The following is a 13278-nucleotide window of genomic DNA, read 5'->3' on the forward strand; positions in this document are numbered from 1 at the left end:
ATGAGCCAAACTCCATTACACCGTTTTTATAGTTTGTTAAAATTAGATCGTAGAGATATTTCGCAAATATTCTTTTATGCCATTTTCTCCGGATTAGTCAGTCTCTCATTGCCTTTAGGAATTCAGGCAATTATCAACTTGATTCAAGCAGGTAGAGTCAGTATATCTTGGATTATATTAGTACTTATTGTAGTAATTGGTGTGGCACTTGTTGGTATACTATCGTTAATGCAATTACGAATTACCGAAAATTTACAGCAAAAAATATTTGTTCGTTCTTCATTTGAATTTGGCTATCGCTTACCCAAATTAAAATTTGAAGAATTATATAATCAATATCCCCCAGAATTAGCCAATCGCTTTTTTGACACCTTAACCATTCAAAAAGGAACATCAAAACTATTGATTGATTTTTCAACCGCACTATTACAAATTGTTTTTGGTATACTATTATTGTCATTATACCATCCATTCTTTATATTTTTTGGGGTATTATTAGCCTTCCTTCTCTATTCTATATTTAGATTTTCATTTGCAGCTGGCTTGTCTTCGAGCTTAAAAGAATCTAAATACAAATACAAGGTGGTAAGTTGGTTACAGGAAATTGCTCGCAATAATAATAGTTTTAGAAAACAAGAAAATTTCAATTTTGCTTTGGACAAAAACAATCATTTAGTAGAAGAATATATATATTATCGCGAAAAACACTTTAAAGTAATCAAAAGACAATTCAGCCAATTAATTGGATTCAAAGTTATAATTACTGCTAGTTTATTATTAATTGGTGGTTATTTGGTATTGAATCAGCAAATGAACATTGGACAATTTGTGGCGGCCGAAATCATCATTTTGTTAGTGATTAATTCGGTAGAAAAAATCATTATTGGTTTAGAAAGTTTGTATGACGTATTGACTTCCGTAGAAAAAATTGGACAAATAGTCGATTTAAAAATGGAAGAACCTAGGGAGAAAAATTCAGACTATTGTTTTACAAACCTTTCGATCGAAACTGAAAACTTAAAATTCAAATATCCGGAGACAACGGATGAGGTATTAAACGATATTAATTTAAAAATAGAACCTTCAGAGAAAATATATTTAGATGGTGTAAATGGATCTGGAAAATCGACTTTAATTCGGATTTTAGCCGGCTTCATACAGCCCACTTCCGGATCATTTTTTATCAATGACGACACCTATAGAAAAATTGATATTGCACAATATCGCTCGCAAATCAGCACCATCACACAAGGAGAAACACCTTTTGAAGGAACCGTTTTAGAAAACATAACGATGAATAATCCATCCATTTCAAAAGAGGATATCAAATGGGCAATTGAAAGTGTGCAATTGGGTTCGTTTGTAAAAACATTACCAGACGGACTCGACACAAAAATCTTCCCAGACGGACGTCAATTATCGTCATCCAATGCACAAAAAATTCTTTTAGCGCGAAGCATCGTTAATAAGCCAAAAATTCTGTTTTATGAAGATCCATTGGACAAAATGGACGAAAAAGCTAGCCAAGAGATTATCGATTTTCTAACAGCACCTTCAAATCAGTGGACGGTAATTGTTTCATCCAAAAACAAGTATTGGGAACAAAAATGCGATAGAAAAATTACACTGCAAAACGGAAAAATAATAACTGATTTAAAAAAATAATAGTATGCTTAATATTTCAAAAAAAAATCCAATTGCTGAAAATATTGAACACTACAGCACTGTGAAAAATTTGGCTAATAGACCCCATTACCAAATATTAAATAAAATCATTATTTACATTTCGCTAATTGGTATTGTGATTCTTTTCTTACCATGGACACAAAACATTTCAGGTTCTGGAGCCGTTACCACTCTAAAACCAGATCAACGTCCGCAAACCATTCATTCAGCTATTGGAGGAAGAATAGAAAAATGGTATGTCAAGGAAGGGGACTTTGTTAAAAAGGGTGATACAATTTTGTTTATTTCGGAAATAAAAGAAGATTATTTCGATCCCAATTTGGTTGGAAATACTAAAAACCAAGTCGATGCTAAAAAAATGGCATTGCAGTCCTATGGCAGTAAAGTCTCCACTTTATCAACTCAAATCAAAGCTATTCAAAATGAGAAGCTGCTGAAGTTGCAACAAGCGCAAAATAAAATCCGTCAATCATTACTGAAAGTAAAAAGTGACAGTATGGATTTGGAAGCAGTTAAAACACAAATAAAAATTGCCAACACGCAATACAATCGTTCCATAACTTTAAACAAGGAAGGGTTAAAACCAATGACTGATGTTGAGGAAAAAAGATTGAAACTGCAAGAAGTTGAGGCTAAAATAATTACTCAAGAAAATAAATTACTCGGGAGTAAAAACGAATTAATCAATTCAAGAGTTGAGGTAAATAGAATTCAAGCAGAATATTCTGAAAAAGTGTCTAAAGCTGAAAGTGATCAATATACCGCTTTAAGTAATCAATACGATACAGAAGCACAAGTAAATAAATTACAAAACCAGTATGTGAATTATCAAATTCGAAACGGCATGTATTACATTAAAGCTCCGCAAAACGGCTATATCAACCGTGCCATCCAATCTGGTATTGGAGAAATCATCAAAGAAGGTACTCAAATTGTAAGTATCATGCCTTCTAAATATGACATTGCTGTGGAAACATTCGTTAGCCCAAACGATTTGCCATTAGTGCACAAAGGCGAAAAAGTTCGCATTTGGTTTGATGGCTGGCCTACGGTGGTTTTTTCTGGTTGGCCTAATTTGAGTTACGGAACTTTTGGAGGAAAAATTGTTGCCGTTGAAAACTTCATCAGCGCCAATGGAAAATTTAGAGTGCTAATTGCGCCTGATCAAGAGGAAGAAGTTTGGCCAAAGCAAATTAGTATCGGATCTGGGGCTCAAACTTTAGCTTTGCTTGACAACGTGCCAATTTGGTTTGAATTGTGGCGAACATTAAATGGTTTTCCTCCAAATTATTACCAACCTAAAGAAGAAAAATCTAAAGAGAAAAAATAATGAAACATTGCTATTTTGTACTACTCCTATTAGGTTCTTTAGCTTGGGGGCAAAATCAAAATCTGAAAGAACTCAATTATAATGAGTTTTTAGGTTATGTGAAAAAATACCATCCTTTGGTAAAAAGCGCTCAACTCGAAATCAACATGGCGCAAGCCAATTTGATGATGGCTCGAGGTGGTTTTGATCCAAAAATCGAAGCCGATTTTGACCAAAAGCAATTCAAAGGCAAAGACTATTATTCAGTTTTTAATAGCAGTTTTAAAATTCCGACCTGGTACGGAATTGAAGTAAAAGCAGGATTTGATAACAGCGAAGGGATTTTTGTAAATCCTGAAAACGCACTACCCAATAACGGATTAACTTCTTTAGGAATAACGGTACCCGTTGGACAAGGATTGTTTATCAACCAGCGTATGGCCGATTTGCGAAAAGCAAAAATCCAAATACAATTGAGTCAAGCAGAACGAAAATTACAAGCTATTGAAGTATTATACAACGCTTCATTGGCCTATTTTAATTGGAAAAGAAACCACAGTGAAGTGCAATTATATTCTACTTATTTAAACAATGCCAAACTTCGCTATAAGGGAATAAAAACACTTATTAATAATGGAGACAAACCAGCAATAGATAGTGTTGAAGCCGGAATCGTGGTAAAAACAAGACAATGGAATCTAGAAGAATCAAAGCTAAAACTAGCCAAATCAAAGCTAGACTTATCGAATTATTTATGGTTAGACAAAAATATCCCTCTAGAATTACAAGACGATGTACTTCCGGAAAATAAATTAGAACAAACAATAAGTGCTACTTTAAAAATCAATCAATTAATTACAGATACTATTTCCATTGAAAACCATCCTAAAATCAATTCGTTAGAAAATAAATTGGCCATTTTGGAAGTTGATCGAAAGTTAAAAGCCAATAGTTTATTACCAAAAATGGATGTGGGTTATCATTATTTATCTGAGCCTAATTATTGGAATGATACTAATTTTAACAATTATAAAATTGGGGTAAACTTTAAGTTTCCACTATTTCTGAGAAAAGAACGCGGTAGTTTACAATTGGCAAAATTTAAAATTCAAGACACTCAATTCAGTTTAAATTTAGAGCGTGTTCAGCTTAAGAATAAAATCAACGCACAACAAACCGAGATCAAGTCAATAGAAAAGCAACTCCAATTGTTATCCAGTTTGGTTGCTGGAAATAGTCAAATGCTACAATCCGAAGAACGATTATTTTCGCTGGGGGAAAGTTCTATTTTTTTACTGAATTCAAGAGAAAATAATTTGGTAAGCATTCAACTCACACAATTAGGATTGGAAAATCGATTTTTAAATTCGAATGCTGAATTATTTAAGATCATGGCAAATCCGGATTAATATTGTTACTTTTGCAATCTTATTTTTATAAATATGATTATAGTAAAATCACGTGAAGAAATAGAATTAATGCGCGAAAGTGCTTTAATCGTATCCAAAACTTTAGGTATGATTGCTTCAGAAATCAAAGAAGGAGTCACTACATTACATCTAGATAAACTTGCCGAAGCATTCATTCGTGATCATGGCGCTACACCAAGTTTCTTAGGCTTATATGGCTTTCCGAATACACTATGTATGAGTCCAAATACTCAGGTGGTTCATGGTATTCCAAACAATACACCATTACAAAATGGGGATATTATCTCTGTAGATTGTGGTGCCTTCAAAAACGGATTTCACGGTGATCATGCTTATACTTTCGAAATAGGAGATGTAGCTCCTGAAACCAAAAAATTATTGCAAATTACCAAAGAATCTTTATACGTTGGAATCCGTGAATTCAAAGCAGGAAATCGCGTTGAAGATGTGGGTAATGCCATTCAGAAATATACCGAAGCCCATGGATATGGTGTTGTTCGTGAGCTCGTAGGTCACGGTTTAGGTCAAAAAATGCACGAAGCACCAGAAATGCCTAACTATGGTAAAAAAGGTCGTGGTAAATTATTTATCGAAGGAATGGTCGTAGCTATCGAACCAATGATCAATTTAGGAACTAAAAATATCAAACAACACAAAGACGGCTGGACTATTACTACAGCAGATAATAAACCATCAGCCCATTTTGAACACGATGTTGCATTAGTTGACGGAAAACCAGAATTACTTTCGACTTTCAAATATATCTATGACGCTTTAGGAATAGTGAGTAACGAGGAAGATGAATTCAGACAAAATCCATTACATATCTAATGAAAAAAATTTTCAAATTCATTCTCAATACTATCCCCCGTCCCATCTTAATTCGATTGAGTATTGTAGCGCGACCTATTTTAGCATTCCTACTAAAAGGAAATACATTTACGGATCCAATTGACGGAAAAAGTTTCCGAATGTTTTTACCGTATGGATATGGCACCCAAAGAAACAACGTACTTTCACCTAGCACACTTTCTTTAGAAAGACATCGTTTATTGTGGTTGTATTTACAAAATGAAACGGATTTTTTTACCGCCAAAGAGATAAAAAAGGTATTGCATTTTGCCCCTGAGCAAGAATTTTACAAACGTTTCAAAAAGCAAAAAAACATCCAATACACAACAACTGATTTACTCTCTCCTTTGGCTGACGTAAAAGCAGACATTTGCAACCTACCATTTGAAGACAATCAATACGATCTGCTATTTTGCAACCATGTTTTAGAACACATTCCTGATGACACTAAAGCCATGAAAGAATTGTATCGTGTTTTAAAACCAGGCGGGATGGCTATTCTTCAAATTCCACAAGATTTAAATCGAGCTACCACTTTTTCTGACGATTCAATTACTGACGAAAAAGAACGCGCTGCCATTTTTGGACAATACGATCATGTTAGAGTCTATGGGCGTGATTATTTTGACAAACTACGAGCTATTGGATTTACTGTAGTTGAAGAAGATTACACCAAAAAAATTAGCCCCGAACTTGTGACCAAATATTGTTTGGCGCCAGGCGAAATTATCCCTGTTTGTTTTAAATAGTCTAAAGCAACTAATTGTTTATATTTACGATTCGTAATTCAATCAATTATGCTTCGCAGCTTGTTTCAAACAATGGCCCTGTTTTATTTTACTTTGGCTACAGCCCAAGTAGAAAATGAAATAGTCCCTCCTTACAACATCAAAACCGTTTCTTTTGTACAGAACAAACAAAATGTAGTGCCTATTTTTCAATTAGGCGATGCCTTTGAACTGCAATTTGACGATTTGTATGGGACTGATGCATCCTATTTTTACGAAATTGTTCATTGTGATTACGACTGGAAACCTTCAGAAATACAAAAACAAGACTACCTTCAGGGATTTGACAACCAGAGAGTCCAAGAGTCTTCAAGCTCCTTTAATTGTTTGCAAATTTACACTCACTATCGCTTGTCTTTTCCGAACAGTACAACACAATTAAAAATCAGTGGAAATTATATGCTAAAAATTTTAAATGAAGATAAAGAAGTTATTTTTTCTAGAAAATTTATCGTGTTTGAAGATTTGGCAACGGTACCCATTCAAATTAAAAGAGCACGAACAGTTACTAATTTGGATTCCAAACATAATCTGGAATTCACCATCAAATCGAATGTGATTAATTTTCAAAATCCATTAAAAAACATAAAAACCGTCTTGCTCCAAAACGGAAAATTCAACAATGCTATAAGTAATATTAAGCCGCAATTTACAATTGGCAATGATTTAGTATACAAATACGACACCCCAACACAATTTTGGGCTGGCAATGAATTTCTATACTTTGATAATAAAGAAATTCGAGTAGCAAGTAACACTATCTCAAGAGTTGATAGTCAAAAAGACATTTATAGCAGTTATTTGTTTACCAATGAAGCACGTGCCAATTCCAATTACTACAACAACCAAGATGTAAATGGCAACTTTGTAATACGTCGTTTATTTGCTGAAAATAATGATGTAGAAGCCGATTATGCTTGGGTGTATTTCAGTCTTTCGGCACCCCTATTTAGAAGTTCGGATGGTGCAATTTATGTAACTGGAATGTTTAATAATTATGCACTCACCACTGAAAATAAAATGGAGTACAATCCTGAGAAAGCGATTTACGAAAAAGCAATTTTAATCAAACAAGGATTTACCAATTTTGAATATTTGGCCGTTAAACCTAATGGAAGTATTGATTCAGAAAATGCTATTGACGGTAATTTTTTTCAAACAGAAAATGAATATACCGTTTTAGTGTATTACAAAGAAGATACCGATCGGTATACTCGAATTATAGGAAAAGGCACCGCCTCATCATTGAATATTATCAATTAACGAACATTTTAGAAGGATTTGTAAAAACGGAATCATTTTTTCGTAATTTTGAAGGGAAGAATTCAAATTCACTATGGTTTCTCAAATAACAAGAGGTATTAAAATTTCAGTTTTGACTAGTTTTGAAGGCACTTACTTCAAGAACTATCGCATACACTTTGCCTTTAGTTACCAAATCAAAATCGAAAACCACAGTAAAGATTCTGTACAATTAGTTACTCGTCATTGGGAAATATTTGATTCTTTAAATGAATTAGAAATTGTAGATGGCGAAGGCGTAATTGGAAAAAAACCAGTTTTAAAACCTGGGGAATTTTATACCTACAGCTCTGGATGTTTGTTATCTTCTCCACACGGCGCAATGAAAGGCCACTTCAATATGATTAACTTTACTACAACAAAAAATTTTAAAGTTATTGTTCCTTCTTTTCGATTAAGCGCACCATTTGCTCTTAATTAACTTCATCATTTCATTGAATAAATTTTAATTTATTCCTCCCCAATATCTTTTTTATTGAATTATCCTTTGTACTTTTGTTATAGATTAAATTATTCGCAAGTTTAAGAATTAATTAAATCCTTAATTTTCTAATTCAAATCTGTTATACCAACAGTTTATTTAATACTATAACTATGTTAAAAGGATTTTTTAAAGTACCCAAAGCAGTTAACGAACCCGTTAAAGGATATGCGCCCAATTCACCTGAAAAGGCAGCGGTTTTAGAGGCTTACAAAAAAATGTGGAACACCACTATTGACGTTCCGTTATACATTGGAAGCGAAGAAATCAGAACTGGAAATACCAGAACCATGTCGGCGCCACACGATCACCAACACATTGTGGGAACCTATCATTTGGCCGAAAAATCACATGTTGAAAAAGCGATTGCTAATGCCTTGGAATCCAGAAAAGCATGGGCTAATATGGCTTGGGAACAACGTGCCGCTATTTTCTTAAAAGCTGCCGAATTAATTGCCGGACCCTACAGAGCGAGAATCAATGCTGCTACTATGATTGCACAATCAAAAACGATTCATCAAGCAGAAATTGATGCGTCTTGTGAATTGATTGACTTTTTGCGTTTCAATGTAGAGTTCATGTCTCAAATTTATAGTGACCAACCTACTTCAGACTCATCTGTTTGGAATCGTTTAGAATACAGACCGCTTGAAGGATTCATCTACGCTATTACTCCTTTTAACTTTACAGCCATTGCCGCTAATTTACCTGCCAGTGCTGCCATGATGGGAAATGTTGTAGTTTGGAAACCAAGTGACAGTCAAGTTTTCTCTGCTAAAATTATCATCGATATTTTCAAAGAAGCAGGTTTGCCTGATGGCGTAATCAATGTGGTTTTTGGGGATGCATTAATGGTAACCGATACCGTATTAGCTAGTCGTGATTTTGCAGGAGTTCACTTCACAGGATCAACTCATGTATTTAAAGATATTTGGGCTAAAATCGGAACCAACATTCACCATTATAAAACCTATCCAAGAATTGTAGGAGAAACAGGAGGAAAAGATTTTATCATTGCTCATCCTTCGGCGAATGTGAAACAAGTAGCTACCGGAATTGTTCGTGGTGCTTTTGAGTTCCAAGGACAAAAGTGTTCTGCTGCCTCTAGAGCTTATATTCCTAAAAGTTTATGGCCTGCAGTAAAAGACCAAGTAATTACAGATGTAAAATCAATGAAAATGGGATCTCCAGAAGACTTTTCTAATTTCATTACAGCAGTAATTCACGAAGGATCTTTCGATAAATTAGCAAGTTATATTGACCAAGCTAAGAAAGATGCCGATGCAGAAATCATTGTAGGTGGAAATTACGATAAATCCAAAGGGTATTTTATTGAACCAACGGTTATTGTAACTACCAATCCAAAATACACCACCATGGAAACCGAATTGTTCGGACCGGTAATTACCATTTATGTTTATGAAGATGAACAGTGGTCTGAAACCCTAAAATTAGTGGATACTACATCCGAATATGCTTTGACAGGTGCTGTTTTCAGTACCGATCGTTATGCGATTGAAGAAGCAACTGTAGCTCTTCAAAATGCCGCTGGAAACTTCTATATCAACGACAAACCAACCGGCGCAGTGGTAGGACAACAACCATTTGGTGGTGCTAGAGCTTCGGGTACGAATGACAAAGCGGGATCTGCATTGAATTTATTACGTTGGGCTTCGCCAAGAACTATCAAAGAAACTTTGGTAGCTCCTGAAGATTACAGATATCCGTTTTTAGGATAGATTAATTTATATAGCCGATATAAAAAACCCACAAATTGAATTTCAGTTTGTGGGTTTTTAATTAATAATTGAGATTGCTTATTTCCTTGCCATGACTTATGGATTAAATTTCAATGGCAGATGCACTACTTTCTTCGTCTCGAAAAATTCGTCTTCAAAAAAATCAGCTAAGTCGTATAAAGTTGCTTTAGGAAAGTCTTTTAATTCTTCGGTCAAGTCACCTCCTTTAAGATATAGAATTCCATTTTTCAATTCGTGCTTGTGTTGTTTTTTAATTTTGGTTTTTACCCAAGAAACAAAATCAGGCATATTGGTTACTGCACGACTTACGATGAAGTCAAAATCACCTTTCACATTTTCGGCACGAATTTGCTCTGCTTTCACATTTTTTAATCCCAAAGCATCCGCAACTGCCTGAACTACTTTTATTTTTTTGGCAATAACGTCAATCAAATAAAAACGTGTTTCTGGAAAAAGTATTGCCAAAGGTATTCCTGGAAATCCGCCTCCAGTTCCAACATCTAAAATAAATGTTCCGGGTTCAAAAGACTGAATTTTAGCAATTCCTAAAGAATGTAAAACGTGCTTCGTGTACAATGCATCAATGTCTTTTCGGGAAATGACGTTAATTTTTTCATTCCATTCGTGGTATAATGAATCTAACTGTTGAAATTGTTCTTTTTGAAGATCAGTTAAATAAGGAAAATGCTTCAGAATTGCTTCCATTTTAAAAATTTTTAACAAAAGTACTATTTTTAGATTGGAAATAGTAGCTCATTTTTGTACTACAAAAATTTATAATAATTATCTTTGTAGCTTATTATTCAAGATTATGAAAAATACCGCTCCAACATTTGCTAAGCAAGACGATCTAAAATTTTTTAGAACCTTAAACTCGCGGGTCAATAATTATTTCAAAGAAAACAATCTCGATAAAACTGGAAACTGGAAACTACATCTTAAAACGATTGTCATGTTCTCCATTTTCTTGACTCCCTATTTCTTCTTATTGGCGATGGATATGCCTTTTTGGACCTATTTACTGTTGAACTTAATCATTGGAGTAGGAATGGCCGGCGTTGGAATGAATGTAATGCATGATGGAAATCATGGTGCTTATTCTAACAAATCTTGGGTCAACAAGTTCATGGGAGGAAGTATTTACATCTTAGCTGGCAATGTGTACAACTGGCAAGTGCAGCACAATGTATTGCACCATACCTATACCAACATTTTAGGACATGATGAAGATTTAGAAGCGGGACGTATCTTGCGTTTTTCTAAAACTGCGAAATGGTATAGCTACCATAAATTTCAACATTATTACTCCGTTTTTCTATATGGTCTATTGACTTTCAATTGGTCGATCACTACCGATTTTCTGCAAATGAAACGCTACCTAAAACGCAATTTGTCGTATGGAGAATTCAAAAAACCAGTCATCCGTTGGACTACTTTAATCGTTACTAAAATTATTTATTTCTCTATTTGGCTAGTAATACCAATGGTATTAGGCATCACTTGGTGGAAAGTAATTTTAGGCTTTTTAGTAATGCACTATACGGCTGGGTTAATTTTAAGTGTTGTTTTCCAATTGGCTCACGTTGTTGACGAAACAGTTAATCCAATTCCAAATGAAGAAGGCGAAATTGAAAACACTTGGGCAATTCATCAATTATACACTACGGCTAATTTTGCTCCAAAAAATTGGTTGGTCAATTATTATACTGGTGGTTTGAATCACCAAATTGAACACCATATTTTTCCAAATATCTCTCACGTGCATTACGATAAAATTGCCGAGTTTGTTAAACAAACCGCCAAAGAATGTAATCTTCCTTACCATGAGTTTAAAACTACTCGAGAAGCCATTCTATCGCATTTCACCCATTTGAAAAATTTAGGAATGAAACCCGAATTAAGCGCATAAAAACGAATACTAACTATACCTAATTCGAAACTGCGAATTAGACCATTTCAACACTATAGAAAATGAGCAATCCACTTTCAGACAGAATTAACAACTTAGCTACATCACAAACATTAGCCATGGCTGCTTTGGCCAGAGAATTAAAAGCACAAGGAAAAGACATCATCAGTTTAAGCTTAGGTGAACCCGATTTCAATACGCCTGACTTTATTAAAGAAGCAGCTAAAAAAGCAATTGACGAAAATTACAGTACCTACTCTCCAGTTGATGGATATGCTGAATTAAAAGAAGCGATCTGTAGAAAATTCAAAAGAGACAATGATTTGGATTACAAACCCTCTCAAATTGTTGTTTCTACAGGAGCAAAACAATCTTTATACAATATTGCGCAAGTCATGTTAAATGACGGAGACGAAGTAATTTTACCAGCTCCTTATTGGGTTTCTTATTTCGAAATTGTTAAACTATCAGGAGGTGTACCGGTTGAAGTACCAACATCCGTAGAAACTGATTTCAAAATCACCCCAGAACAATTAGAAGCAGCAATTACACCAAAAACTAAAATGATTTGGTTCAGCTCACCATGTAATCCAAGTGGTTCTGTATACAACCGTGAAGAATTAACTGCGATTGCTAAAGTGTTAGAAAAACACCCTAATGTATATGTAGTAGCTGATGAAATCTACGAGCACATCAACTTCTCGGGAACTTTTTGCAGTATTGCTTCAATTCCAGGAATGTTAGAAAAAACGATTACTGTAAATGGAGTTGCCAAAGCTTTTGCTATGACAGGATACCGAATTGGATACATTGGCGCACCAGAATTCATTGCTAAAGCCTGTACTAAAATTCAAGGTCAAGTAACTAGTGGTGCAAACTCAGTAGCACAACGTGCAACCATTACTGCAGTAGATGCTGACCCATCTGTTTTGAAACATATGGTGGATGCTTTCCATAGCCGAAGAGATTTGGTAGTAGGATTAATCAAAGAAATTCCAGGAATGAAAATTAATGTTCCAGAAGGAGCGTTTTATGTATTTCCAGACGTTTCTTCTTTCTTTGGAAAAACCTTAAGAGGAACCGAAATTAAAGACGCTAACGATTTCTCAATGTATCTTTTGGCTGAAGCCAATGTAGCTACAGTAACGGGAGATGCATTTGGAAATCCAAATTGTATTCGTTTTTCTTATGCTACTAGCGACGATATTTTGAAAGAGGCTTTACGCCGAATCAAAGAAGCCGTTTCTTAAATTAGTATAGAATAAAACTAAAAGCCTCAAGGAAACTTGGGGCTTTTTCCTATTTTTACAATAACAAAATCAACTAAAATGCTCACTCACACCCACCCAAAACTACCGATGCGCAACAAACTGATCACGAAAGATTTCTATTGCAATCAATTGGGTTTTGAGGTATTTGGTGCTGATTTTGAAGGCTATTTAATGCTACAAAAAGACCAAATTCAATTGCATTTTTTTGAATTTCAAAACCTAAATCCTTTAGAAAATTATGGACAAGTATATATTCGAACCGAAAAAATAGAAACTGTATTTGACCATTATATCCAAAAAAACGTAAGCATTCACCCCGCTGGATATTTACAAACAAAACCTTGGGGACAAAAAGAATTTTCCCTTCTTGATCCAGATCATAATTTATTGACTTTTGGAGAAAGTATATAAAACCTATTGAGTAAAAGAATTGGTAAACTACTACAACAATCTTTCCAACTTTTTCCAAAAAATCCCAATTATTTATAAG

12 protein-coding genes are annotated in these 13278 nt (G+C 34.5%); 11 read left to right on the forward strand and 1 reads right to left on the reverse strand.

The window, feature by feature from the left end; genetic code table 11:
• The 8 genes from LPC21_RS00900 to pruA all read left to right on the forward strand — a co-directional run bounded on the left by LPC21_RS00900 (nucleotide 1) and on the right by pruA (nucleotide 9587).
• Nucleotides 1-1665, forward strand: coding sequence for a peptidase domain-containing ABC transporter (locus tag LPC21_RS00900; RefSeq protein WP_229317510.1), 1665 nt, complete (start codon nucleotides 1-3; stop codon nucleotides 1663-1665).
• Between the two features lie 4 nt (nucleotides 1666-1669).
• Nucleotides 1670-3016 carry an HlyD family secretion protein gene (locus tag LPC21_RS00905; protein ID WP_229317511.1) on the forward strand — a complete coding sequence of 449 codons (1347 nt, stop codon included), beginning with the start codon at nucleotides 1670-1672 and terminating at the stop codon, nucleotides 3014-3016.
• Nucleotides 3016-4404, forward strand: a complete 1389-nt coding sequence (locus LPC21_RS00910) for a TolC family protein (RefSeq protein ID WP_229317512.1) — start codon at nucleotides 3016-3018, stop codon at nucleotides 4402-4404. Before LPC21_RS00905 ends, LPC21_RS00910 begins: the two co-directional genes overlap by 1 nt.
• A gap of 33 nt (nucleotides 4405-4437) precedes the next feature.
• A complete protein-coding gene (map, locus tag LPC21_RS00915) occupies nucleotides 4438-5256 on the forward strand; it encodes a type I methionyl aminopeptidase (protein WP_229317513.1) in 819 nt (272 codons plus the stop codon).
• On the forward strand, nucleotides 5256-6026 hold the full coding sequence (locus LPC21_RS00920) for a class I SAM-dependent methyltransferase (RefSeq protein WP_229317514.1): 771 nt from the start codon (nucleotides 5256-5258) through the stop codon (nucleotides 6024-6026). Before map ends, LPC21_RS00920 begins: the two co-directional genes overlap by 1 nt.
• Before the next feature lie 48 nt (nucleotides 6027-6074).
• Entirely contained in the window at nucleotides 6075-7328 is a 1254-nt protein-coding gene (locus tag LPC21_RS00925; protein ID WP_476702593.1) for a type IX secretion system plug protein, read from the forward strand.
• 73 nt (nucleotides 7329-7401) lie between these two features.
• A complete protein-coding gene (gene apaG, locus LPC21_RS00930) occupies nucleotides 7402-7788 on the forward strand; it encodes a Co2+/Mg2+ efflux protein ApaG (RefSeq protein ID WP_229317520.1) in 387 nt (128 codons plus the stop codon).
• 173 nt (nucleotides 7789-7961) lie between these two features.
• Nucleotides 7962-9587, forward strand: coding sequence for an L-glutamate gamma-semialdehyde dehydrogenase (pruA, locus tag LPC21_RS00935; RefSeq protein ID WP_229317523.1), 1626 nt, complete (start codon nucleotides 7962-7964; stop codon nucleotides 9585-9587).
• 96 nt (nucleotides 9588-9683) lie between these two features.
• Here the strand turns inward: pruA and rsmG are convergent, their stop codons facing one another.
• Nucleotides 9684-10313: a 16S rRNA (guanine(527)-N(7))-methyltransferase RsmG gene (rsmG, locus tag LPC21_RS00940; RefSeq protein WP_229317525.1), complete on the reverse strand. Its 630-nt coding sequence runs from the start codon at nucleotides 10311-10313 to the stop codon at nucleotides 9684-9686.
• 106 nt (nucleotides 10314-10419) lie between these two features.
• Between rsmG and LPC21_RS00945 the strand changes: the two genes are divergently transcribed.
• The 3 genes from LPC21_RS00945 to LPC21_RS00955 all read left to right on the forward strand — a co-directional run bounded on the left by LPC21_RS00945 (nucleotide 10420) and on the right by LPC21_RS00955 (nucleotide 13199).
• The gene (locus tag LPC21_RS00945) at nucleotides 10420-11517 is read left to right on the forward strand and encodes a fatty acid desaturase family protein (RefSeq protein WP_229317527.1); all 1098 of its coding nucleotides are present in this window, start codon (nucleotides 10420-10422) and stop codon (nucleotides 11515-11517) included.
• Between the two features lie 62 nt (nucleotides 11518-11579).
• A complete protein-coding gene (locus tag LPC21_RS00950; protein ID WP_229317528.1) occupies nucleotides 11580-12767 on the forward strand; it encodes a pyridoxal phosphate-dependent aminotransferase in 1188 nt (395 codons plus the stop codon).
• A gap of 78 nt (nucleotides 12768-12845) precedes the next feature.
• Entirely contained in the window at nucleotides 12846-13199 is a 354-nt protein-coding gene (locus LPC21_RS00955) for a bleomycin resistance protein (RefSeq protein WP_229317530.1), read from the forward strand.
• Nucleotides 13200-13278: the final 79 nt, after the last annotated feature.

The organism is Flavobacterium ammoniigenes, from assembly GCF_020886055.1.
Classification (GTDB): Bacteria; Bacteroidota; Bacteroidia; order Flavobacteriales; family Flavobacteriaceae; genus Flavobacterium; species Flavobacterium ammoniigenes.